Origin of the sequence: Citrobacter sp. Cpo074, assembly GCF_030332745.1 — a bacterium.
In the GTDB taxonomy this organism is placed as follows: Bacteria; Pseudomonadota; Gammaproteobacteria; order Enterobacterales; family Enterobacteriaceae; genus Citrobacter; species Citrobacter portucalensis.
Map to the genome: position 1 here is coordinate 129,170 of NZ_JAOWHG010000025.1, position 24,769 is coordinate 153,938.

At 54.9% G+C, this 24,769-nt stretch carries 22 protein-coding genes; 7 read left to right on the forward strand and 15 right to left on the reverse strand.

The genetic code is table 11. The features are described from left to right. Positions 1-65: 65 nt before the first annotated feature. Complete coding sequence (mgtA, locus tag OGX83_RS03115; RefSeq protein WP_048215054.1) at positions 66-2,774, reverse strand: magnesium-translocating P-type ATPase; 2,709 nt, start codon at positions 2,772-2,774, stop codon at positions 66-68. A 144-nt stretch (positions 2,775-2,918) separates the two neighbouring features. After that, on the reverse strand, positions 2,919-2,972 hold the full coding sequence (gene mgtL / locus OGX83_RS22765) for a mgtA regulatory leader peptide MgtL (protein ID WP_223240846.1): 54 nt from the start codon (positions 2,970-2,972) through the stop codon (positions 2,919-2,921). A 191-nt stretch (positions 2,973-3,163) separates the two neighbouring features. On the opposite strand from mgtL, the gene treR reads away from it, so the two are divergent. The 5 genes from treR (at position 3,164) to nrdG (ending at position 10,560) form a co-directional block, all read left to right on the forward strand. Then, positions 3,164-4,111: a trehalose operon repressor TreR gene (gene treR, locus OGX83_RS03120; protein WP_008786052.1), complete on the forward strand. Its 948-nt coding sequence runs from the start codon at positions 3,164-3,166 to the stop codon at positions 4,109-4,111. 157 nt (positions 4,112-4,268) lie between these two features. Next, entirely contained in the window at positions 4,269-5,687 is a 1,419-nt protein-coding gene (treB, locus tag OGX83_RS03125; RefSeq protein ID WP_008786051.1) for a PTS trehalose transporter subunit IIBC, read from the forward strand. A gap of 49 nt (positions 5,688-5,736) precedes the next feature. Beyond that, on the forward strand, positions 5,737-7,389 hold the full coding sequence (gene treC, locus OGX83_RS03130) for an alpha,alpha-phosphotrehalase (protein ID WP_286587340.1): 1,653 nt from the start codon (positions 5,737-5,739) through the stop codon (positions 7,387-7,389). A 408-nt stretch (positions 7,390-7,797) separates the two neighbouring features. Further along, on the forward strand, positions 7,798-9,936 hold the full coding sequence (nrdD, locus tag OGX83_RS03135; protein ID WP_003830363.1) for an anaerobic ribonucleoside-triphosphate reductase: 2,139 nt from the start codon (positions 7,798-7,800) through the stop codon (positions 9,934-9,936). Between the two features lie 159 nt (positions 9,937-10,095). Beyond that, positions 10,096-10,560, forward strand: coding sequence for an anaerobic ribonucleoside-triphosphate reductase-activating protein (gene nrdG, locus OGX83_RS03140; protein ID WP_048227187.1), 465 nt, complete (start codon positions 10,096-10,098; stop codon positions 10,558-10,560). Positions 10,561-10,593: 33 nt separating this feature from the next. Here nrdG and OGX83_RS03145 read toward each other — a convergent pair whose 3' ends face one another. The 11 genes from OGX83_RS03145 to pmbA all read right to left on the reverse strand — a co-directional run bounded on the left by OGX83_RS03145 (position 10,594) and on the right by pmbA (position 20,209). Then, positions 10,594-12,507 carry a BglG family transcription antiterminator gene (locus OGX83_RS03145; RefSeq protein ID WP_020996256.1) on the reverse strand — a complete coding sequence of 638 codons (1,914 nt, stop codon included), beginning with the start codon at positions 12,505-12,507 and terminating at the stop codon, positions 10,594-10,596. Between the two features lie 21 nt (positions 12,508-12,528). Beyond that, entirely contained in the window at positions 12,529-13,269 is a 741-nt protein-coding gene (dagF, locus tag OGX83_RS03150) for a 2-dehydro-3-deoxy-phosphogluconate aldolase (protein WP_048236265.1), read from the reverse strand. After that, the gene (locus tag OGX83_RS03155; protein ID WP_286587343.1) at positions 13,266-14,384 is read right to left on the reverse strand and encodes a DgaE family pyridoxal phosphate-dependent ammonia lyase; all 1,119 of its coding nucleotides are present in this window, start codon (positions 14,382-14,384) and stop codon (positions 13,266-13,268) included. The genes dagF and OGX83_RS03155 overlap by 4 nt, the downstream gene beginning before the upstream one ends. Further along, a complete protein-coding gene (locus tag OGX83_RS03160) occupies positions 14,368-15,501 on the reverse strand; it encodes an amidohydrolase/deacetylase family metallohydrolase (RefSeq protein WP_286587345.1) in 1,134 nt (377 codons plus the stop codon). The genes OGX83_RS03155 and OGX83_RS03160 overlap by 17 nt, the downstream gene beginning before the upstream one ends. A gap of 111 nt (positions 15,502-15,612) precedes the next feature. Beyond that, positions 15,613-16,257, reverse strand: coding sequence for a DUF4310 family protein (locus OGX83_RS03165; protein WP_003830379.1), 645 nt, complete (start codon positions 16,255-16,257; stop codon positions 15,613-15,615). A gap of 11 nt (positions 16,258-16,268) precedes the next feature. Then, on the reverse strand, positions 16,269-17,045 hold the full coding sequence (locus OGX83_RS03170) for a DUF4311 domain-containing protein (protein ID WP_003025764.1): 777 nt from the start codon (positions 17,043-17,045) through the stop codon (positions 16,269-16,271). 22 nt (positions 17,046-17,067) lie between these two features. After that, positions 17,068-17,367 (reverse strand): DUF4312 family protein, encoded by a 300-nt coding sequence (locus OGX83_RS03175; protein WP_003025762.1) that lies wholly within the window; start codon positions 17,365-17,367, stop codon positions 17,068-17,070. A 2-nt stretch (positions 17,368-17,369) separates the two neighbouring features. Then, the gene (locus OGX83_RS03180) at positions 17,370-17,732 is read right to left on the reverse strand and encodes an SFCGS family glycine-rich protein (protein ID WP_003830384.1); all 363 of its coding nucleotides are present in this window, start codon (positions 17,730-17,732) and stop codon (positions 17,370-17,372) included. Positions 17,733-17,742: 10 nt separating this feature from the next. Further along, entirely contained in the window at positions 17,743-18,051 is a 309-nt protein-coding gene (locus OGX83_RS03185) for a glycine dehydrogenase (protein WP_003025758.1), read from the reverse strand. 332 nt (positions 18,052-18,383) lie between these two features. Continuing rightward, positions 18,384-18,770 (reverse strand): cytochrome b562, encoded by a 387-nt coding sequence (cybC, locus tag OGX83_RS03190; RefSeq protein WP_003025756.1) that lies wholly within the window; start codon positions 18,768-18,770, stop codon positions 18,384-18,386. Positions 18,771-18,856: 86 nt separating this feature from the next. After that, positions 18,857-20,209: a metalloprotease PmbA gene (pmbA, locus tag OGX83_RS03195; protein ID WP_003830385.1), complete on the reverse strand. Its 1,353-nt coding sequence runs from the start codon at positions 20,207-20,209 to the stop codon at positions 18,857-18,859. 95 nt (positions 20,210-20,304) lie between these two features. Here pmbA and yjgA point away from each other — a divergent pair, with 95 nt between their 5' ends. Then, complete coding sequence (gene yjgA / locus OGX83_RS03200; protein ID WP_008786039.1) at positions 20,305-20,856, forward strand: ribosome biogenesis factor YjgA; 552 nt, start codon at positions 20,305-20,307, stop codon at positions 20,854-20,856. A gap of 99 nt (positions 20,857-20,955) precedes the next feature. Here the strand turns inward: yjgA and mpl are convergent, their stop codons facing one another. Further along, entirely contained in the window at positions 20,956-22,332 is a 1,377-nt protein-coding gene (mpl, locus tag OGX83_RS03205; RefSeq protein ID WP_003830388.1) for a UDP-N-acetylmuramate:L-alanyl-gamma-D-glutamyl-meso-diaminopimelate ligase, read from the reverse strand. 175 nt (positions 22,333-22,507) lie between these two features. On the opposite strand from mpl, the gene fbp reads away from it, so the two are divergent. After that, positions 22,508-23,506: a class 1 fructose-bisphosphatase gene (fbp, locus tag OGX83_RS03210; protein WP_003830390.1), complete on the forward strand. Its 999-nt coding sequence runs from the start codon at positions 22,508-22,510 to the stop codon at positions 23,504-23,506. Between the two features lie 75 nt (positions 23,507-23,581). Here fbp and OGX83_RS03215 read toward each other — a convergent pair whose 3' ends face one another. After that, positions 23,582-24,694: a methyl-accepting chemotaxis protein gene (locus OGX83_RS03215; RefSeq protein WP_286587347.1), complete on the reverse strand. Its 1,113-nt coding sequence runs from the start codon at positions 24,692-24,694 to the stop codon at positions 23,582-23,584. Between the last annotated feature and the right edge of the window lie 75 nt (positions 24,695-24,769).

Sequence of the window (24,769 nt, forward strand, 5' to 3'; positions counted from 1 at the left end):
TATCTTCGAATGAAAATGAGGAATGCAGGATGGTATTAACACCATCCTGCTGAGGCCTTTGATGTTTACTGCCAGCCGTAGCGACGGCTATAAAAACCTTTCACTAATTGAGTCAATGTCATGTAACCCGCCAGAATCGCAATCAGCCACGGGAAGTAGCTCAGCGGCAATGCCTGCAATTGCAGATAGCTGGCCAGCGGCGAGAACGGTAATGCAATGCCGACGACCATCACCACCAGCGTCATCAGCATCAGCGGCCACGCGGCGCGGCTCTGGATGAACGGCACGCGACGGGTACGGATCATATGCACAATCAACGTTTGCGACAGTAGGCCCACCACGAACCAGCCAGACTGGAACAACGTCTGATGTTCAGGCGTATTGGCATGGAAGACGAACCACATCAGGCAAAAGGTCAGAATGTCGAAGATCGAGCTGATCGGTCCAAAGAAGATCATAAAGCGGCCCAATTCGCTGGGATTCCAGCGCTGCGGCTTTTTGATCTGCTCTTCGTCGACGTTATCAAACGGAATCGCCACCTGGGATACATCGTACAGCAGGTTCTGAATCAGTAAGTGCAGCGGTAACATCGGCAGGAACGGTAAGAAGGCGCTCGCCACCAGCACGCTAAACACGTTACCGAAGTTTGAACTGGCCGTCATTTTGATGTACTTCAGCATGTTAGAGAAGGTACGGCGTCCTTCAATCACCCCTTCTTCCAGCACCATCAGGCTCTTTTCCAGCAGGATGATATCCGCCGCTTCACGCGCAATATCAACCGCGCCGTCAACGGAGATACCAATGTCCGCCGCGCGCAGTGCCGGGGCATCGTTTATACCATCGCCCATAAAGCCGACCACATGGCCTTCGCGCTTGAGCAGCGTGACAATGCGCTCTTTGTGCATTGGCGTCAGACGGGCAAACAGCGTGGTGCGCTGAGCAAGCCGAGCCAGCTCATCATCGCTTAACCCTTCAATGCTGCTACCGATAACCACATCGCCCGCATCCAGGCCCACTTCATGACACACTTTTGCCGCCACCAGTTCGCTATCGCCAGTGAGGATTTTCACCGTAATGCCGCTGGCTTTCAGCGCTTTAAGCGCAGGTGCGGTGGTCTCTTTCGGCGGATCGAGGAACGCAATATAGCCTTCGAGGATCAGATCTGATTCATCAATACGCTGGTAATCACCCTCACGCGCTGGCAGGTATTTCGTCGCCACCGCCACCACACGCAGCCCCTGGCGGTTCAGCGTGTCCGTAACGCGTTTCACCCGACGCAGCATGTTGTCATCTAACGGGACTATCTCACCGTTGTGACGCACCTGGGTACACACGCTGAGGATCTCCTGTAGCGCCCCTTTACAGACCAACTGGTGCACATCGGTTTCTTCTGCCACCACTACCGACATGCGGCGACGTTCAAAATCAAACGGGATCTCATCGATTTTCTGCCAGCGAGTCGAGAGCTGGCGGGCTGATTCTTCGTCCACACCTTCCAGCACCGCCGTATCCAGCAGATTCTTCAGCCCGGTCTGATAATGGCTGTTCAGCCACGCAGAATGCAGGACATGTTCGCTGGGCTTTCCAGAGATATCCGTATGATTCTCAAGTACAATTTTATCCTGAGTCAGGGTGCCGGTTTTATCGGTGCACAGGATATCCATCGCACCAAAGTTCTGGATAGCGTCGAGATGTTTAACGATAACCTTTTGTTTTGACAGCTTCACCGCCCCACGCGCCAGCGTTGAGGTGACGATCATCGGCAGCATTTCTGGAGTCAGTCCCACCGCCACAGACAGGGCAAACAGCGCCGCTTCCCACCAGTCACCTTTGGTGTAACCGTTGATAATAAGCACGATGGGCGCCATCACCAGCATAAAGCGGATCAGCAGCATGCTGACGCGGCTGATCCCTTTCTGGAAGGCATTCTGCTCGCTTTCCTGCTCGCTGACGCGACCGGCCAGTTGCCCAAACCAGGTATTGGCTCCGGTTGAAATCACGATGGCCTGCGCCGTGCCGCTCACCACGTTGGTGCCCATAAAGCACAGGGTATCGCATTCCAGCGGGTTGCTTTGCTGTGGATCGCGACTGGTTGCCACTTTCTCCACCGGCAGCGATTCACCGGTCAGTGAAGCCTGGGCTACGAACAGGTCACGCGCCTGCACCACGCGCAGATCGGCTGGGATCATATCCCCTGCCGCCAGCTTGATGACATCGCCGGGAACCAACTGGTCGATCGGCAGTTCAACCCAGCCGTTCTCCCCTTTCTCGTTGATGACGCGCAGCACCGTGGCGGTGTTGCTGACCATCGCTTTCAGCGCATCAGCCGCTTTGGTGGAACGCGCCTCTTGCACAAAATTCAGCAGCGTAGAGATGACGACCATCAGGGCGATGACGCCAGCGGCAAACAGATCTTCGGTGGCATAGGAAATCGCCCCGAGAATGGTCAGCAGTATATTAAACGGATTGCGGTAGCAGACCCACAGATGCACCCACCAGGGCGACGGCTTCTGCGCCGGCAACTGGTTCTCGCCATGTATTTCGCGGGCGTTTTCGACTTCTGCGGCGTTTAAGCCTTCCGGATGAGCGCCGAACGTTTTCCACAGCGCGTCTTCGTCCATCAGCGCCATTTTCAGGCAATGTTCGCTTAGCGATGGCGGGATCGGCGTGCTGGCAACGGTCTGAGCATTCGGCAATGGATCACGATGCACCAGACGATGCGGTAAATGGCGGTTTAGCCGGGCAAACAGCTGGCGGGTCATATTTTTGAACATAGGCAGTCCCTCTGCACCTGTATAAACAGGCGCAGTAAATCCTTCAGGCGTGGCAAAGCCTTGCCTGGTGGCAATATTAAAATCACAACAGGGACGTCAGAACGTCACTGTCTTACTGCTCCGGTAAGACAGTGAAAGACAGGCTTACCGGAAAGGGTTGTTTCTCCATCTCGGGAGAGGGGTGGGATCGGGATCCATATAGCCTCCGGTAAGTGAATGAGTTGCGCCGCGGATTATACGCAGAAAACCATAAGGTTTGTGGCAATTATGGCGGTATGATAAACCATGGAAACTAAACCAAACGTATACCAGACTTTGCCCATTGCGCCGCGCTTGAGTAAAGTTATTCTCTATTTGGCATAACTTCACACGCAACACGGGAAAACAGGATGCAAAATCGGCTGACCATTAAAGACATCGCCCGCTTAAGCGGTGTGGGAAAATCAACCGTTTCCCGTGTGCTCAACAATGAAAGCGGCGTGAGTGAACGCACCCGCGAACGCGTTGAGGCGGTGATGAATCAGCACGGTTTTTCCCCTTCCCGCTCCGCACGCGCTATGCGCGGACAAAGCGACAAGGTGGTGGCGATTATCGTCACGCGTCTGGACTCGCTTTCGGAAAATCTCGCCGTGCAGACCATGCTGCCCGCCTTTTATGAACAGGGCTACGATCCGATCATGATGGAAAGCCAGTTCTCGCCCGAGCTGGTTGAAGAACACCTCGGCATGCTCAGACGCCGCAACATTGATGGCGTGGTGCTGTTTGGTTTTACCGGCATTACTGAAGCCATGCTCGCCTCCTGGCAGGATTCTCTGGTGCTGCTGGCAAGAGATGCAAAAGGCTATGCCTCCGTCTGCTATGACGATGAGGGTGCCATTCGTACCCTGATGCAGCGTTTATACGAACGCGAGCATCGCCATATTAGCTTTCTTGGTGTTCCGCATAGCGATGTGACCACTGGTAAACGCCGCCATGAGGCCTACCTGGCATTCTGTAAAAAACACAAACTACATCCTGTGGCCGCGCTGCCGGGTCTGGCCATGAAGCAGGGCTATGAGCAGGCCGCCAACGTCATCACCCCGGAAACCACCGCTTTAGTCTGTGCGACGGATACCCTTGCCCTTGGCGTCAGCAAATACCTGCAGGAGCAGCGGATTGAGAACCTGCAGCTGGCGAGCGTGGGCAGCACGCCGCTGATGAAATTCCTCCATCCGGAAATTATCACCGTCGATCCAGGATACGCCGAAGCCGGGCGACAAGCGGCCTCGCAGCTGATCGAACAGATCAACGGCCGTAGCGAACCACGACAAATCGTTATTCCTTCCACCCTCTCCTGATCGCTTTCTGAGCATTAATTTGTGATCTTCGCTGCGTTTCGGGAACGTTCCCATTCTTAAATATTCATCGAAGATATACTCTGGCGCCAACAACGAGAGAGTTGCCGAATGACGACGCAACAGCGTCTTTTCCGGTCTACGGGGAACACACACCATCATGAGCAAAATAAAACAAGCAGACATCGACCGGCTAATTGAGCTGGTTGGCGGGCGCGACAATATCGCTACGGTGAGTCACTGCATTACTCGCCTGCGTTTTGTGCTGAATCAGCCTGCAAACGCCAGGCCGAAAGAGATCGAATTGTTGCCAATGGTCAAAGGCTGCTTCACCAACGCCGGGCAGTTTCAGGTGGTAATTGGCACCGAGGTGGGCGATTACTACAAAGCGCTGTTGGCGACCACCGGACAAGCCAGTGCCGACAAAGAGCAGGCAAAGAAAGCGGCGCGGCAGAACATGAAGTGGCACGAGCAGCTGATTTCTCACTTCGCGGAGATCTTCTTCCCGCTGCTGCCAGCGCTGATTAGCGGCGGCCTGATCTTAGGTTTCCGTAACGTGATCGGCGATCTGCCCATGAGTAACGGGCAGACGCTGGCGCAGATGCATCCTTCGCTGAAAACCCTCTATGACTTCCTGTGGCTGATTGGCGAAGCGATCTTCTTCTATTTGCCGGTCGGGATTTGTTGGTCGGCGGTCAAGAAAATGGGCGGTACGCCGATCCTCGGTATTGTGCTGGGCGTGACCCTGGTTTCTCCGCAACTGATGAACGCCTATTTGCTCGGTCAGCAGGTGCCGGACGTGTGGAACTTCGGCCTGTTCAGCATTGAGAAAGTGGGCTACCAGGCGCAGGTCATTCCGGCACTGTTGGCCGGGCTGGCGCTCGGGTTTATTGAAACACGCATGAAGCGCATCGTCCCGGATTACCTGTATCTGGTGATCGTCCCGGTGTGCTCGCTGATCCTTGCGGTATTCCTTGCGCATGCCTTTATCGGTCCATTTGGCCGCATGATTGGCGACGGTGTCGCGTTTGCGGTCCGTCATCTGCTGACCGGCAGTTTTGCTCCGATTGGCGCGGCGCTGTTCGGCTTCCTGTACGCCCCGCTGGTGATCACCGGTGTGCATCAGACCACGCTGGCTATCGACATGCAGATGATTCAGAGCATGGGCGGCACGCCGGTATGGCCACTGATCGCACTGTCGAATATCGCTCAGGCCTCTGCGGTGGTCGGGATCATTATCTCCAGCCGCAAACACAACGAACGTGAAATCTCCGTTCCAGCCGCGATCTCCGCCTATCTCGGGGTAACTGAACCAGCGATGTACGGGATCAACCTGAAATACCGCTTCCCAATGCTGTGCGCGATGATCGGCTCCGGTCTCGCCGGACTGCTGTGCGGCCTGAACGGTGTGCTGGCGAACGGGATTGGCGTCGGCGGTTTGCCGGGCATCCTCTCCATCCAGCCGACTTACTGGCAGGTCTTTGGTATGGCGATGGTCATTGCGATTGTCATCCCAATGATACTGACCTCATTCGTTTACCAGCGTAAACACCGTCTGGGCACATTACAGATTGTCTAACTTTTCTTCGGGGCGCAGTTGCGCCCCAGCGTATTTCCAGGAAACAACCATGACTATTCCCCACTGGTGGCAAAACGGCGTTATCTATCAGGTTTACCCCAAGAGTTTTCAGGACACCACCGGCAGCGGCACCGGAGATTTACGCGGCGTGACGCAGCGCCTCGACTATCTGCAAAAGCTGGGCGTTGATGCCATCTGGCTGACGCCGTTCTATATTTCGCCGCAGGTTGATAACGGTTACGACGTCGCAGACTACACATCTGTCGATCCGGCCTACGGCACGCTGGAAGACTTTGACGAACTTGTGGCGCAGGCGAAAGCGCGCGGCATCCGTATTATTCTCGACATGGTGTTTAACCACACCTCAACCCAGCACGCCTGGTTTCGTGAAGCGCTGGATAAAGACAGCCCGTATCGTCAGTTTTATTTCTGGCGCGACGGCACGCCAGACTGCCCGCCGAATAACTGGCGCTCCAAGTTTGGTGGCAACGCCTGGGGCTGGCACGCCGAAAGCGAGCAGTACTATCTGCACCTCTTTGCTCCGGAGCAAGCCGACCTGAATTGGGAAAACCCGGCGGTCCGCGCCGAGCTTAAGAAAGTATGCGAGTTTTGGGCCGATCGCGGCGTGGACGGATTGCGCCTCGACGTGGTGAATCTTATCTCTAAAGACCAGGACTTCCCGAACGATCCCGACGGCGATGGACGGCGTTTTTATACCGACGGCCCACGGGCGCATGAATTTTTGCGTGAGATGAACCGCGATGTTTTTACTCCACGCAACCTGATGACGGTCGGCGAAATGTCTTCCACTACGCTTGAACATTGCCAGCAGTACGCCGCACAAGATGGTAGTGAACTGTCGATGACCTTTAACTTCCACCACCTGAAAGTGGATTACCCCAACGGTGAGAAGTGGACGTTAGCAAAACCCGATTATGTGGCGCTAAAAGCCCTGTTCCGCCACTGGCAGCAGGGCATGTACAATCAGGCCTGGAACGCGCTGTTCTGGTGTAACCACGATCAGCCGCGCATCGTGTCGCGTTTTGGCGATGAAGGTAAATACCGCGTTCCGTCGGCCAAAATGCTGGCGATGGTGCTGCATGGCATGCAGGGCACCCCCTACATCTACCAGGGTGAAGAGATTGGCATGACCAACCCGCACTTCCGCCAGATTACCGATTATCGCGATGTGGAAAGCCATAACATGTTTGCCGAGTTGAACGGCCAGGGACGCGATGCGCAAGAACTGCTGGCGATCCTCGCCAGTAAATCTCGCGATAACAGCCGCACGCCGATGCAATGGGATAGCAGCAAACACGCGGGCTTCACCTACGGCGAGCCGTGGATCAATCTGTGTGACAACGCAGCAGACATTAACGTGGCGGCAGCACTGAACGATGCCGACTCGGTGTTCTACACCTATCAGAAGCTGATCGCCTTGCGCAAAGCGGAGCCGGTTATCACCTGGGGCGACTACCAGGATCTGCTACCGGACAGCCCGCATCTGTGGTGCTATCAACGAGAGTGGCAAGGGCAGCGGCTGCTGGTCATTGCCAATCTGAGCGGTACCTTCCAGAGCTGGCAGCCATCCCAGACCGACGGAAACTGGCAGGTGCTGATGCACAACTATGCCGAGGTTGCCAGCCAACCAGGGGACATGACACTGCGTCCTTTTGAGGCCGTCTGGTGGTTGCAAAAATAGCTTGCAATTATGTTCAGGCCCGGTACGCATAGCGCTACCGGGCGTTGCTATATACGCTTAGCTTAGCTTCCTGTTTTTGTTGAATAATTAATCAGAATTTTCTGCCCACAATTTACAATCGCTGTACTGCCCGTCATCTGTACGCTCCGATTTTTACTTTGCGCTACATCAAATAAATCGTAAACATCCTTGATGCAAATCACTACATATAGAACTTAAAATGCACGCCGACCCAATATGTTGTATTAATCGACTACAATTGCTACAACTACAGTGCACCGTTTAACGGTGGAATTGTGGATAAAGTGGGTCAGGATTGCGGGAAGTCATTGGCCAGATAGATGAATAAAGCCATGGCCGCTTCTCCAACCTCTGTGGATAACCTGTTCTTATAAATATGGAGTGATCATGACACCGCATGTGATGAAACGAGATGGCTGTAAAGTGCCGTTTAAATCAGAGCGCATCAAAGAAGCCATTCTGCGTGCAGCTAAAGCAGCGGGAGTCGATGACGCAGATTACTGTGCCACCGTCGCAGAAGTCGTTAGTAGCCAGATGAATGAGCGCAGCCAGGTCGATATCAACGAGATCCAGACAGCGGTTGAAAACCAACTGATGTCTGGTCCGTACAAACAACTCGCCCGTGCGTACATCGAATATCGCCACGACCGTGATATACAGCGTGAAAAACGTGGCCGTCTGAACCAGGAAATTCGTGGTCTGGTTGAGCAAACCAACTCTGCTCTGCTGAACGAAAACGCCAACAAAGACAGCAAAGTGATCCCGACCCAGCGCGACCTGCTGGCCGGTATCGTCGCCAAACACTATGCGCGTCAACACCTGCTGCCGCGTGATGTCGTCCAGGCGCACGAGCGTGGTGATATTCACTATCACGATCTCGACTACTCTCCGTTCTTCCCAATGTTTAACTGCATGCTGATCGACCTGAAAGGTATGCTGACGCAGGGCTTTAAGATGGGTAACGCGGAGATTGAGCCGCCAAAATCCATCTCCACCGCGACGGCCGTCACCGCGCAAATTATCGCGCAGGTTGCCAGCCATATTTATGGCGGTACCACCATTAACCGTATTGACGAAGTTCTCGCACCGTTCGTGACCGAGAGCTTTAATAAGCATCGCAAAACCGCTGAAGAGTGGCAGATCCCAGATGCCGACGGTTATGCGCATTCCCGTACCGAGAAAGAGTGCTACGACGCATTCCAGTCCCTTGAGTATGAAGTGAATACCCTGCATACCGCCAACGGTCAGACGCCGTTCGTCACCTTCGGTTTCGGCCTGGGAACCAGCTGGGAATCGCGTTTGATCCAGCAGTCCATTCTGCGTAACCGCATTGCCGGCCTGGGTAAAAATCGTAAAACCGCCGTGTTCCCGAAACTGGTGTTTGCGATTCGTGACGGTCTGAACCACAAGTTTGGCGATCCGAACTATGACATCAAGCAGCTGGCGCTGGAGTGCGCGAGCAAGCGTATGTATCCGGACATCCTGAACTACGATCAGGTGGTTAAAGTGACCGGCTCGTTCAAAACGCCAATGGGCTGCCGCAGCTTCCTGGGCGTATGGGAAAACGAGAACGGCGAACAGGTTCACGATGGCCGTAACAACCTCGGCGTTATCAGCCTTAACCTGCCGCGTATCGCGCTGGAAGCTCATGGCGATGAAGCCACCTTCTGGAAACTGCTCGACGACCGTCTGATCCTGGCGCGTAAAGCGCTGATGACCCGCATTGCGCGTCTGGAAGGCGTGAAGGCCCGCGTTGCACCAATCCTGTATATGGAAGGGGCCTGCGGCGTACGCCTGAAAGCAGATGATGACGTGTCTGAAATCTTTAAAAACGGCCGCGCATCGATTTCTCTGGGTTACATCGGCATTCACGAAACCATCAACGCGCTGTTTGGCGACAAACACTTGTACGACAGCGAGCAGCTTCGCGCTAAAGCTATCGCCATTGTGGAACGTCTGCGTCAGGCGGTCGATCAGTGGAAAGACGAAACCGGCTACGGCTTTAGTCTGTACAGTACACCAAGTGAAAACCTGTGCGATCGTTTCTGCCGTCTGGATACCGCCGAGTTTGGCGTGGTGCCGGGTGTTACCGACAAAGGTTACTACACCAACAGCTTCCACCTCGACGTGGAGAAAAAGGTTAACCCGTACGACAAGATCGATTTCGAAGCGCCGTACCCTCCGCTGGCGAACGGAGGTTTCATTTGCTACGGCGAGTACCCGAACATTCAGCACAACCTGAAAGCACTGGAAGACGTCTGGGATTACAGCTATCAGCACGTGCCGTATTACGGGACCAACACGCCAATCGATGAATGCTACGAGTGCGGCTTTACCGGTGAGTTCGAGTGCACCAGCAAAGGCTTTACCTGCCCGAAATGTGGTAACCACGACGCCGCGCGCGTGTCGGTCACCCGCCGCGTATGCGGTTATTTAGGCAGCCCGGACGCTCGTCCGTTTAACGCCGGTAAGCAGGAAGAAGTGAAGCGCCGCGTTAAGCATTTAGGTAATGGGCAGATAGGTTAATTTCGACAGTATTATTGCCTGGCGATGAGACGCTTTTCGCAAAGCAATTGGCGCCAGGACAAGGCGGCAAGCAAGCGAATCCCGGGGAGCTTACATAAGTAAGTGACCCGGGTGAGCGAGCGCAGACAACGCAGTAATGGCGTCAATTGAGAAGCGAAAATGCGATACCATCAATACTATCCTGTCGATATCGTCAACGGCCCCGGCACTCGCTGCACCCTGTTTGTGTCGGGATGCGTGCATGAATGCCCTGGCTGCTATAACAAAAGCACCTGGCGACTCAATTCCGGCCAGCCGTTTACCAAAGAGATGGAAGACAAGATCATTGCCGATCTGAACGACACGCGAATCCCTCGCCAGGGTATTTCGCTGTCCGGCGGCGATCCGCTGCATCCGCAAAACGTGCCGGATATCCTGCAACTGGTACAGCGTATTCACGCTGAGTGTCCGGGGAAAGATATCTGGGTGTGGACCGGCTACAAGCTTGATGAACTCAACGCCGCACAAATGCAGGTGGTGGATCTCATCAACGTGCTGGTCGATGGTAAATTTGTGCAGGATCTTAAAGACCCGGCGCTGATCTGGCGCGGTAGCAGCAACCAGGTTGTACATCATTTGCGTTAACTTTCAGGCGGTAAACATTCTGTTATCCGCCTCTCAAAAACGGCTCACACACTCCATCGCAACCGCTTTGAACTCGGTGAAATTCCGGCACGCGCAGAGTCGCGTCATCGCGCGTTCGCGCAGGAAGGTGACGAAGATATCGTAGATAGCCATCGCCTCTTCGTATTCACTCTTGCTGATAGCGAGCAAGAAGATCACGTGGGCCGTTTCATCTCCCCAGGCGATACCCTGTGGGGCGAGGATGGTGTAGACCACCGTTTTCTTTGCCAGCAGACCAAGGGCGTGCGGCAAGGCAATGCTGTCACCCAGCATGGTGCTGACGATGGCCTCACGCTCAACCACCGAATCAAGAAACTCCGCGTCGACAAAACCTTCATCCTGCAACTGACGGCATAAGGTTTTGAACAACGTTTGTTGATCCATTGACTCGTCAATCACACGAAAATGGGCGGCATCGAAGAATTTGTTCAACATCCACGGACGGGTTCTGTCGACCAGCACCAGTTTGCCAATCTGCTCCAGCTGATAATCGGTAGGGAATGGCGCAATCATCACCACCGGCTTATCTTTTTCACCAATCCGCGCGGTTGAGATGACAAAATCTTCGCTGATGCTTTCCCGCTGTTCGTAGTCGCGAAGCGTTACGGTATCGACGATCTCTATCTGCGGATACTTACGCGCCAGTACCGCTTCAATCATCCGCGCCATCGCATTTCCGGCATCGCATACCAGCAGAACCTTCGGCTGCCTCTGGTAACCAATGTTGTAACTACGCTCCAGCCCGACGCCAATATGCAGCACGAGGAAGCCAATCTCATTTTCACTGATGGTGTACGGCGTATATTTTCCCCATCCCGAGACGGCGGCCAGCGTCATGTCCCACGCCATGGGGTAATGCTGTTTAATATTTTCCAACAGCGGATTGGGGATCATTATCTGGTAACGCACCCGGGTGATCATCGTCTTAATATGCGTCAGCAGGTCAGCATGCAACTGTTTATCATTCAACAGGTTGTAGTTGTACTGGGTGTTGATAAAACGCAGGATGTAATTGACCAGCGCTTCGTCATCATCCGCATTGATAGCACTGGGCGCGATCTCCTGAACCTGGCGGGCAGCAATATGCACCTGTAGCCAGTTTTCTTCGGAAACGGAAAGCGGTTTGTCTGCCAGGCGGTGCAGTACCGCCGCGATTTCCCGCGTGGCCAGGCACACCGATTGATCGGCCTCTTCTGCGGCAAAATCCGGGAGTGGATATCCTTCGCTAATCCGCCGTACCGCCACCGCGCAGTACAAGCGTAAAAACAGCTCGCCCTCATCGGTCAGACGAATATGGAAACGGGCAAAAATGTCCTGCAAAACGGGTTGCAACTGTTCAGGAAGCCCCGCATTCAGCGCTTCTTGCGTCACTAACGGATGCTGCGGATCCTGCTGCGCCAGCGTCCACAGCAGATCGGTCAAACAGGCGCGGATCGCCATTTCGCTGCCGAACAGCTTCATGCCGTGACGGGGACGCGTTTCCAGCGTCAGATGATAACGTTGCAGATGCTCGCGCACCTCAGCCATATCGTTTTGCAGCGTCGCGCGGCTGATAAACCATTCATCAGCCAAATCTTCCAGCTTCAGCGAGAAAGCCGACGTCAGAAAACGCACCACCAGCCAGTGTATCCGTTCCTGGCTGGTGCGTGGGATGCGCAGCAACGTATTGGGCTGCTGCGTTTGCAGGGTGTGAAAGCTTGCCGGGTCGTCAATTTTGAGCTGATAACCATTACCCCGGCTGAGGACAAACTGTGCGCCGTACTGGTTGAGCAGCGCGTTTAGCGCGGTGATATCCGCCCGTACGGTGCGTGTGGAAACCGACAACCGCTGCGCCAGCTCGTCCTGTGGAAGCGCTTCGTTTTGCAACATGTCAAACAGCTGTGCTAAACGTTGGTTGGGGAATCGCACGTCAGTTTCCTCATCAGTCAGTTAGCCTACGCAGGCCCGGGTCATCGCCATCAGATGGCGTACGTCGTCCGGGCGAGTGTTACCACTCACCTTATCAATAATCGAACTATAGATGTGAGGAATGATTTTACTCACTCCGGCATCGAGGGCAATTTGCAGGATTTCAGTGAAATTATCCAGATCGATACCGCCGGTTGGCTCCAGCCAGAAGTCATGACGGGCGCAGGCCTGCGCGACCGCAATGTACTCGTCACGGCATTTCAGGCCGCCCATCGGGAAGTATTTAATTGAGCTACCGCCCATGTCTTTGAGCAGCGCAATCGCGGTTTCTACCGGCACAATACCGTCCGGCGACTGGCTGCTTAGCGGACCAGTGGAGATTTTCACCCTGCCCGGCGTGCCGGTTGGCGAGACCAGACCATTGACCACTGTCTCCTGCTGGCCCAGCAGCGCGCGACTGGTGGCCACGCCGGTAAAGACCTGATTGACATGCTGTGGCTGCACCTGACGAGAGATTTCACTGACCATCGCCGACTGGTTAGGATCGCCCGCCCCCAGCCCCACGGAGAGCGCATTGTCGATAAGGGCCGCGTATTCACGCATATCCGCTACCGCGCTTGCGACATCCGGGTAATTTTTTGACAACACGCCAACCAGCACGTGTCCTTCCGCCGCCGCATAAATATCCCGGGCATTTTCTTTGGAGCCTGCCAGCACGTTCAGGCAGACGCGGTCGCGATAAAAGTTAGGGGTCAGTTTCATGCGTTTTTCTCCTGCGAAATCACTTCACCAATTCGACGGGCCACAATCTCCAGCTGCGCGCGATCGACGCTGCGCACATCGGCTTCGATAATGCCTTCATTGGCTTTGTAACCACGGAAGTAAATCGCGTACTCCCCCTGTTTCAGCGCGTCGACCAGTTCCCCCGTGGCGTTCCCGGTTACCGCTTCATCAAACTTAATTTCCGTGCGTGCGATGTCGCGCCCTGCACTATCCCACACCACGCGGGCGCTCACGCCGTTAAGCTGGTTCAACGCATTAATGAACGGCGTCATTTTCTCGACCATCTCCGCGCCGCTCTCTTTCTGCGCGTTCAGATACAGTTCGATGGCGCAGGTCAGGCCAAGAATCCCCTCTTTGCCCACCTTCATCGCCCGGCCAATCCCCGCCGTCTGGCGCTTCACCCACTCAACATATTGGGTTTTACCAATCACCAGACCGCTGGTTGGTCCTTCTATCGCCTTGGCGCCGCTATAAATCACCAGATCTGCACCAACCCGGTAGTAGCACTGCAAATCCTCTTCCGCCGCCGCGTCCACTATCAGCGGCAGATTATGCGTACGCGCCACCACCGCTGCCTGCTCCACGCTGAGCATACTTTTCTGGACGCAGTGGTGAGATTTGATATACAGAATGGCCGCCGTACGCGGTGTAATGGCCGCCGCCAGCTGTGCCGCGGAACATTCGTTGGCATAACCGGCTTCCACTAACTTGCCACCGCCAAGCGCTACCATGGTGCCCACCGGTGCGCCAAAGTTGACGTTGTGACCTCTGGGCAGCACGATTTCGTTGTTCTCGATGGGCGTGACGTGCAGGTTCTCCAGCAGCCAGTCGCTGTCTTTAACCAATACGCCAGCCACCGACAGGGCGATCCCGGCCGATGCGCAAGAGACAACCGTTGCCCCCTCCACTTCCAGTAATTTCGCGATGTAGTCGCCGGTTTTATTGACCAGGTCTTTCATCTCGAAATATTGGTTCATCCCCGCCATCGCGGCTTCAACCACTTCTGGTCGCGGCGTGGAAACGCCGAGCGCCGTCATGCGGCCGGAGGTATTAATCACCTGTTTTAAATCGTATTTCTCAAAAATCGAAGGCATGTTCCGCGCTCCCTTGTTCGGTCATATAGCCCTTGCCCGCACGTATTGCGGCAAGCGGCACCAGCAGTTGTTCAGCCTGCAGGCTGTCGTTTTCTGCATCTACCAGCACGGTTGGCTGGCGCTTAAGCGTAAAGAGGGTTAAATCGGCATCCAGACCGATCTGCAGCCGCCCCTTCTGTTTCAGGCGCAGACCATCGGCGGCATTGGCGGTAACGCATTCAATGACCTGCGGAAGCGACATCCCAATGGCGAGGAATTTCGACATCACATTCGCCAGGGTATGCACCGGGCCGCTGATACGGTTACGACAGTAAATATCGGAGCTGATGGTGTGCGGCAAAATACCCAGTTCGATAGCGCGTTTTGCCACCGCAAAGCTCAGGCTGGCGGTGCCATGCCCAACGTCCAGACGCACGCCGCGTGAAATCGCCCGCGTCACTGACGCCCGCAGCTCGCCTTGCGGCGTCAGAATGCGATTCGGCTTACCGTTGTAACAGTGGGTAATGATGTCACCCGCGCTCAGGCGCTCGGCGATCTCATCCAGGTCCGGCGGGTTGTTGCCGATGTGCACCATCAGCGGCAGGTCACCGTTCTGCGCTTGCATCGCTTTGGCGCGATCCAGCGGCGTGATGCCATTTTCACCGACTACGCTGCTGCTCATACGTGCCTTCAGACCGACGATAAAATCAGGGTGGCGTTTCACCGCCTCTCGCACCGCATCAGCGTCAATATTGACCATGTTGGCCAGCTCGTTCTGGGCAATAAGCCCAACGCGGGAGATATTCAGCAACGCGTACACTTCGGTGGCAGCTTCCCGGGTCAGGGTGTAAAAATCGTCGATGTCATCCGCCCCGGTACTGCCCGCATCCACTACGGTAGTGACGCCGGTCGCAATACCAACGCTATCCGGCTGGTCGTGATAAATCGGGGATTTCGGGTAGCAATGAACGTGGGAGTCAATCCAGCCTGCGCTGACGTAGCACTCACCGCCCAGCTCGATGGTTTTCAGCGCCGGACCATCAACGTCACCCAACGCCGCGATCTTGCCGTCTTTGAGCGCAATATCGCTCACCGTATCGTCAACGAGGCGCGCACGGCGCAGGAGTAAATCAAACATGTCTCTCTCCTGTTGAAATGGGGGCGGTCGTGTAGGCCTGATAAGCGCAGCGCCATCAGGCGTCATTGTCGGATGGCGGCTGCGCCTTATCCGGCCTACAACGACACACCATCAACTAATGGCAATCGGGAAAATAGACCCGAGGATCATTGCGCCGAGGATCGCCCCGCCGGTAATCGGTTTTTGCCACAGGTAAAACAGCAGCGCACCCGCCAGAGAACCGATTCCGATAGGAATAGAAGCCGTCATCGCGCTGAGGATAATCAACGGTCCGAGGAAGCGTCCGGAGGCGTTACCGGCCCCCATCATGACGTCCGCACCGTAGGTCGAGTCGCTCTGGTTGATGGTGAACTTACGCGCCAGAATGATGATGTAGCCAATCGCCAGACCAATCACCAGACCGGTGACCAGCGAGGCGGCGAAGTTGGCGACCGGGAAGATAATGCCCGCGCCCAGCAGCAGCGCCGGAACACCTAACCCAACCCCGGTTTGAATCGCCCCGCCGATATCCAAAATCCCCACCAGCGAACCTTCAATGATGCGGGCAAACAGGAAGCTTGCGCCAAATGCCGCCACCGCTCCGTAGGAGCCGGTATCCATTCCCGCCTTCAGCATCGCCACAAAAGCCACTTCGTTAAATGCGCCAATACCGTACAGGTAGTACATGTGTGTTCCGGCAAACACGCCAGAGGAGAGCAGGCCCACGAAGATCGGGAACGACCAGTCAGCGAACCAAAAACCTTTATTCTGTTCCATGATGACCTCCGTTATTTGCCGCTGAGCGAGTTGTGGATAAGTTCGAGCCAGTTAGGCACGGTCAGATGGAAGGATTCGATCATCTTCATGTCGAAGCCACGGAAGAAGCCGCTCAGGACAAACAGCGCGACGATAGCCACCATCATCACTTTAGTGACGTGGTTCCAGCCGCTCTCTTCAACACCTTTGCCGATCAGAATGCCGAGAACCAGACCCGGAACGGCGTTACCCATGATCAGCTGCGCCGCGCCGCCAAAAACGGTGGCCCAGAAGCCAGATTTCTTACCGGCGTCAATCGCCGCCAGCCAGAAGATTACTGGCATCACGGTGTTAACCAGCAGGTTAGCCGCGGGCACCAGCACCTTGACGGCGGTAACCTGCAACGCTTCCGGTACGGATGATGCGGTGAGGTTCAGGAAGGTCACCACGATCATCCCGATAACGCCGCAGGCAATTGCCATGCGTTTGGGGTCGTGCAGCGTTTCACCGACGTTGCGATTTTTAATCATCAGCGCGGCGGCGCCCCAGTTGGGGATGATGCGATGGTCGACGTCCTGCGTGAACGCCCCCGCCGCAACAGAGGAAGCCCAGGCGTTAAAGAAGAAACCCAGGCCGAACGAGAAGTGAGAAGCCGGATCCCCTTCGCAGGAATTCAGTTCTCCCAGAGTACGAAACGCGCCCATCCCTTGAGTGGTAGGCGCATGAAACATGCGTGCAGCCCCAGCGCCGACACCAACGCCAACCAACGCGCCGATGATGAGCGATTTTATTAATATTATCAGGAACATAATTATGCCTTTTAATAGAAAATCAGCGTTGCGTAACGAAATCCACCTTGTCGAGATTGATGGCAGTCACGTTGACGGTCACGTCCAGCTCCACGCTGAAAGTGCGTCTTTCCCGGCGCAAAAAGAGGAATAAAAACGCCTCTTTACGCACCGATTCACGCGCTTGAACAACCTGCACATCCTGTGGCTCAATACGCAGTAAAATATGCGGCGACGCTTTCATCACCGCAGCCTGAACGTGGTTCAGGGCATCGGCAAAGGCGCGAGCTTTGGTCTCGCCCTTACCCGTGACTCTCACCGTGGTGGTGAATTGCTCTTTCATGCTTAAGCGCCGTGTTTCTTTTGCCACGCCTGCACCAGGCGCTCGCCGAGCTCTTCTTTGTCCATAAAGCCGAATCCCAGTACGTTGCACCCTTCGTTGATGGCGGTTACCCCTTCATCGACCGAGCGCATGCCGTATTTCGCCTTGTAGCCGTATTTGGTCTGCGCGGTAATCGCTCCCGCACCACCGCTGCCGCAAAACGAGATACCAAAGGTGGCGTTTTCCGCTTTCATCACGTCACCCAGCTTCATATCTGCTGCAACGCCCGGCACCACAACGGCACGGCCACCCGCTTTCTCTACGCCTGCCGCCACTTTCTGGCCTTTACCCAGACGATCGCCAATCACTACGGTAATCTGTTCCATCTTTTGCTCCTTAAAGGTTGTCTTTCGCGACTTCGAAGTGCACCGACAGCAGCCAGGCCTCTTCCTCAGGAAGATTGCCAAACTCGGCGACCACGTCGCGGGCAAGCGCCATTGATTCGGCAGATATTTCATCAAACAAGCTGGCATCGACTTCTGGTAAGGGTTCACCCGTTACCGAGCGGTGCGCCATGGCGCGAACATGCGACGTCAGCATCTGTTCCTGTACGGCGTTGGGAATAATGTTGCGTTCACGCAGCAAGGCATACACCTGCGCCAGCATGCGGTCGGCCAGTTCCACCGATTCCCCCATGTCATTCATTACAGCTCCGTTATTCACTCGTCTTACCCCGTTAATGTCTCTGAGGGTAAATTAGCGACGGAGGTTATGAGTTTGTAGCGAGTTGTTTTCCACTTCGAAGTGGAAAGGTGTGCAGCGATAGTGATCTGTGCCGCAAAAAGAGCTGGAACCACGATTTATCACTGGAAGAATGTGATTGAGATCGCAAGAGCGAGCAGAAAAATGGAAGGAAGTGCGAACAATGAATGGACGATAAAAATGAAAAAATGTGATGGGGATAGCGTTTACTTATGGGGCGTGCAGTAGCGGGGTGTTGTATCCGACCTACGGGTATGCAGGCCGGATAGCGCAGATTAGCGGAACTTCTTGTGGTTTTCGTTGCGCGTGGTTTTCAGCTCTTCCGCAACGGCTTTCGCCTCTTTAACTTTACCTTCGTTCGCCAGCTTCAACGCACCGTCGATCTGACCGATCAGCGTGTCAAAACCGTGACGGAAGTCCTTCATCTCCGGGCTGTCCGGGGATTTGTTTTCCAGCTTCGGCGGCGTTCCCTTTTGCGCGTCCAGCGCGGCTGCACGCATTTTGGTTAATGCATCTTTCAGTTCAGTCGCATTGTCCGTTTTTTCGACGATTTTCAGGTTGTCGTTGAGGATCCCCATATCGTCTTCAAGATCGGCTGCAAACGCAGAAGAACCAAGAACCAGCGTTGAAGCTGCGACGATCGCTAACAGGTGTTTACGCATTGCTCACTTCCTTTTTTATTATTCAAAAATAAACAAACGCCAGATACCCTCAATAATTCACGCCACAGCTTGAAGTATGACGGATATTATTGCCCGGCGATCTTCATCTCCGGCAACAGGACCGAACCACACTGAATATTACTGCGCGTTTCAATATCGTTGCCGACGGTGACGATATTACGCCACATCTCTTTTAAGTTACCGGCGATGGTAATTTCACTCACCGGGTACTGAATTTCGCCGTTTTCGACCCAGAAGCCCGCCGCGCCGCGCGAGTAATCGCCGGTAATGCCGCTTACGCCCTGTCCCATCAGCTCGGTAACCACAAGACCTGTGCCCATCTCTTTGAGCAACTGCTCGAAGCTTAGACCCTGTCCCGGAATTCGCCAGTTGTGGATCCCGCCTGCATGACCGGTGCTCTTAAGCCCCAGCTTACGTGCGGAATAGTTGGTCAGCAGCCACTGAGTCAGCACACCGTCTTTAATAATGTCGCGGCGTTCGGTCCGTACGCCTTCGCTGTCGAACGGTGAAGACGCCAGCCCTTTCAGCAGGTGCGGATGTTCTTCAATGGTCAGCCATTCCGGCAGAATTTGCTTGCCCAGCGAGTCGAGCAGGAAGGTGGATTTGCGGTACACCGAGCCGCCTGCAATGGCGCCAACCAGGTGTCCGAACAGTCCGGTCGCCACTTCATTGGCGAAAATCACCGGCGCTTTCATGGTGGACAGCTTACGCGGAGACAGGCGAGATAAGGTACGGCGAGCACAATCTGCCCCCACCCACTCCGGCGTTTGCAGATCGCCCATCGCCCGGCCAATGGTGTAGGCGTAATCGCGCTCCATATCACCATTTTCTTCTGCAATTACGCAGCTGGAAAGAGAATGGCGCGTGGAGCAGTAGCCCTGCAGCATACCGTGGCTGTTGCCAAACACTTTGATGCCATAGTGGCTGTTAAAGCTGCCACCTTCGGTATTGGTGATGCGTTTGTCGGCCTGTAGTGCCGCCTGTTCAGCGCGGGCAGCCAGTTCGATAGCTTCGTCAGGGGAAACTTCCGCCGGGTGGAACAGGTCCAGATCGGGCGCATCAAAGGCCAGCAGTTCTTTATCTGCCACGCCCGCGCACGGGTCCGGCGAAGTGTAACGTGCAATGTCCAGCGCGGCCTGCACGGTGCGTGCAATCGCCTGCGGGCTTAAATCGGTGGACGATGCGCTGCCTTTACGGTTTTGGTGGTAAACCGTAATCCCCAGTGCACCATCGCTATTGAATTCGACGTTCTCCACTTCACCATAACGGGTGCTGACGCTAATACCCGTGGTCTTGCTCACAGCGACTTCCGCGCCATCCGACTTACCTGATGCTAATTCCAGTGCCGTCGAGACTGCTTCTTCCAGAATCTTACGCTGCGCTTCAACTTGTGAGATTACTTTCATCGCAAATGCCATAATGTAGAGAGAGTTTCTCTGAAGTCTAACAGAGAACCGTTTTTCAGTGCGCATCTTAACTGGTAACATTAGCCTCTTTTTTTAAGGAGCCTGACATGACTAAGCAGCCCGAAGACTGGCTCGACGACGTTCCCGGTGATGACATCGAAGACGAAGACGATGAAATTATCTGGGTCAGTAAAAGTGAAATAAAACGTGACGCCGAGGAGTTAAAACACCTGGGTGTGGAACTGGTAAAACTGGGGAAAAACGCGCTGGATAAAATCCCGCTCGATGCGGATTTACGTGCCGCGATTGAGCTGGCCCAGCGTATTAAGATGGAAGGTCGCCGTCGTCAGCTGCAGCTGATTGGCAAAATGTTGCGCCAGCGCGATGTTGATCCTATCCGTCAGGCGTTGGACAAGCTGAAAAACCGTCACAACCAACAGGTCGTTGTCTTCCATAAGCTGGAGCAACTGCGTGACCGTATGGTTGACGGTAGCGATGAAGCTATCGAAGAAGTGATGAACCTGTGGCCTGACGCCGACCGTCAGCAACTGCGTTCGCTGGTGCGTAACGCCAGGAAAGAAAAAGCGGGCAACAAGCCGCCAAAATCTTCCCGCCAGATCTTCCAGTATCTGCGTGAACTGGCGGAAAACGAGGCCTAACCTCTTCGTCCGCCGAAAGTGCCGGATGGCGGTGCAAATACCTTATCCGGCCTACGATCCGTTGTAGGCCCGGTAAGCGTAGCGCCACCGGGCATTTTTTTACTCTTCTTCTGCCTGAGCTTTCTTCGCCAGACCATCCAGCAGTTTTTGATGAATACCGCCAAACCCGCCGTTGCTCATCACCAGAATGTGATCGCCAGGCTGTGCGGTTTTCACCACCATATCTGCCAGTGCATCCACATCGCCGCTCCAGTGTGCCGGCTGAACGCAGGCTTCAGCGACTTCTGCTACCTGCCACGGAATGTGCGGGGGTTGCAGCAGGAACACTTCGTCTGCACGCCCTAACGACGGCGCCAGGTCATCTTTGCACAGGCCCATTTTCATGGTGTTCGAGCGAGGTTCCAGCACCGCGATGATGCGCGCCGTGCCGCCCACTTTACCGCGCAGTGCCGCAAGCGTTGCCAGAATGGCCGTCGGGTGATGGGCAAAATCGTCATACACCGTCACGCCATTGGCTTCACCGCGCAGCTCAAGACGGCGACGGGCGTTGATGAACGAGCCCAATGCATTGGCCGCATCCGCAGGCACGACGCCAACATGACGCGCGGCTGCAATCGCCATCAGGCCGTTGTGCATGTTGTGCTCGCCCACCAGGCCCCACTTCACTTCGCCGACTTTTTCACCGTCCAGCCACACTTCCCACTCGGAGGCATCGGTGGTCAGCTTTTTCGCCTGCCAGTGACCTTGTTCGCCCACCAGCTCTTGTTCGCTCCAGCAGCCCATCGCCATCGTCTGTTTCAGATTGATGTCATTTTCCGGGTAGATGATGCGTCCTTGGCCCGGCACGATACGCACCAGGTGGTGGAACTGTTTCTGAATAGCTTTCAGATCGTCAAAGATGTCCGCGTGATCGAACTCAAGGTTATTGAGGATCAGCGTGCGCGGGCAGTAATGCACGAATTTAGAACGCTTGTCGAAGAACGCGCAGTCGTACTCATCCGCTTCAATCACGAAGAAGTCGCTCTCGCCGAGGCGCGCGGAAACCTCAAAGTTGCCCGGAACGCCGCCGATCACAAAGCCAGGTTTATAGCCGCAGGCTTCGAGGATCCAGGTCGCCATTCCGGCGGTAGTGGTTTTGCCGTGCGTACCCGCAACCGCCAGTACCCAGCGATCGCGCAAGACAAAGTCATGCAGCCACTGCGGGCCTGACATGTACGGAATGTTCTTTTCCAGCACCGCTTCCACGCACGGATTACCACGGGTCATGGCATTGCCAATGATCACCAGGTCCGGCTGTGGGTCGAGCTGGCTGGCATCGTAACCCTGAATCAGATCAATGCCTTGCTTCTCAAGTAAGGTACTCATCGGCGGATACACATTGGCGTCCGAACCGGTTACTTCATGACCGAGCGAGCGCGCCAGCATCGCCAGACCGCCCATGAAAGTGCCACAAATTCCCAAAATATGAATGCGCATACGTCACTATCCTTTTTTAATCTGGGGGCCATTTTACGCACATGTCCGGCAAGTGAGAAACGCATTTCAGGATATTCCGCAGTTTGCTGGCGCGATTCACCTAAGCGCAACAAAGGAAATATTTGTTAATATTGTTGCGGTCGCTTTACTCCACATAAATTGCAGGGAAAGTGTTATGAAAACGTTAGGTGAATTTATTGTCGAAAAGCAGCACGAGTTTTCTCATGCTACCGGTGAGCTCACTGCTTTGTTGTCGGCAATAAAGCTGGGCGCCAAGATCATCCACCGCGATATCAATAAGGCCGGTCTGGTCGATATCCTGGGTGCCAGCGGTGCTGAGAACGTGCAGGGAGAGGTTCAGCAAAAACTCGATCTGTTCGCGAACGAAAAACTGAAAGCTGCACTGAAGGCGCGCGACATTGTGGCGGGCATTGCCTCAGAAGAAGAAGATGAAATCGTCGTCTTTGAAGGCTGTGAACACGCTAAATACGTTGTGCTAATGGATCCGCTGGATGGCTCATCCAACATCGATGTTAACGTCTCTGTCGGTACGATTTTCTCTATTTACCGCCGCGTAACCCCAGTCGGCACACCGGTCACGGAAGAGGATTTCCTGCAACCGGGCAACAAGCAAGTTGCTGCAGGTTACGTTGTTTATGGTTCTTCCACCATGCTGGTGTATACCACCGGCTGTGGCGTACATGCCTTCACTTACGATCCTTCTCTGGGCGTATTCTGCCTCAGCCAGGAACGTATGCGCTTCCCGGCGAAAGGCAGCACGTACTCCATTAACGAAGGTAACTACATCAAATTCCCGAACGGCGTGAAGAAGTACATTAAATTCTGCCAGGAAGAAGATAAGCCAACCCAGCGCCCGTATACCTCGCGCTACATTGGCTCTCTGGTTGCGGATTTCCATCGCAATCTGCTGAAAGGCGGGATCTACCTGTACCCAAGCACCGCCAGCCACCCGCAAGGGAAACTGCGTCTGCTGTATGAATGCAACCCGATGGCCTTCCTGGCCGAGCAGGCGGGCGGCAAAGCCAGCGATGGTAAAGAACGCATTCTGGATATCACCCCAGAAAGTCTGCACCAGCGCCGTTCCTTCTTCGTGGGTAACGACCATATGGTTGAAGATGTAGAACGCTTTATCCGCGAGTTCCCGGACGCGTAATTATTATTCATCGCACGGACGTAGGCCGGATAAACGCGTAGCGTTGCCATCCGGCCTACAAAATCCATCGTCTGCTTACGCTTTCTGTAGCTTAAATACGGCCATTGCTTCGATTAGCGCTGAAGACTGCTCTTCCAGCGAGCGGGTAGCCGCTGAAGACTGCTGTACCAGCGCCGCGTTTTGCTGCGCCGTTTCATCCATCTGAATCACCGCGATATTCACCTGCTCTATGCCGCGACTCTGTTCCTGGGACGCACTGGCAATTTCACGCATCAGTTTGGTCATACGCATAACCTCGGTCGCGATTTCATCCATGGTTTCGCCCGCCTGCTGCGCCAGTTCACTGCCTTCCCCCACATGGGTGTGCGAATCGCTGATTAGCGTACGGATCTCTTTGGCCGCCTCGGCGCTGCGGCTGGCCAGATTACGCACTTCACCAGCCACAACCGCAAAGCCCCGCCCCTGCTCACCAGCCCGCGCCGCTTCAACGGAAGCATTGAGCGCCAGAATATTGGTCTGGAAAGCAATGCCATCAATCACGCTGAGGATGTCGGCGATTCGGCTGGAACTTCCGGAAATATCGCGCATTTTCTCGATCACATAGCATACCATTTCGCTACCGCGATCGGCGGTATCCGACACCGATTTTGCCAGTTGGTGCGCCTGTTCCGCGTTCTGCGCATTCTGTTTCACCGTCGCCGTGAGTTCTTCCATGCTGGCGGCGGTCTGCTCCAGCGAAGTGGCTGTCGATTCAGTGCGTTGCGCCAGGTGCTGGTTACCGGCCGTCAGTTCACGACTGCCAATATCAATTTGCGAGCTGGCATCGCGTACGCGCTGTACCGAGTCGCCCAGCGCATAGCGCATGTCATCCATTGCCGCGTTCAGGCGGTTGAATTCGGCGCTGGCCGACAACGCGGTAACCGGCGACAAATCCCCCGTTGCCAGACGTTCCAGTTGCTCAACCATGTTATCCAACGGTTTGAGAAACTTATTTCGCAGCATAAACCAAATGACCGCCAGCAATGCGATAGCAGCCAACATTGCAGCGCTCATAATACCGTGATAAATCAACGAGGTAATGACACGGGTAGACGCATATAGCCCCATGCCACCGGTCAGTAGCAGAAGGAACGTCAGCAGAGACAATAACACCAACAAACTTGATCGAATTGAAAGGGATTTTGGCATCGTTATATTTCCGGTTGTAGGGTTAAAACAGACCTGTACAGAACCTATCGACTACAACCGGAAAAAGTTTAGGTA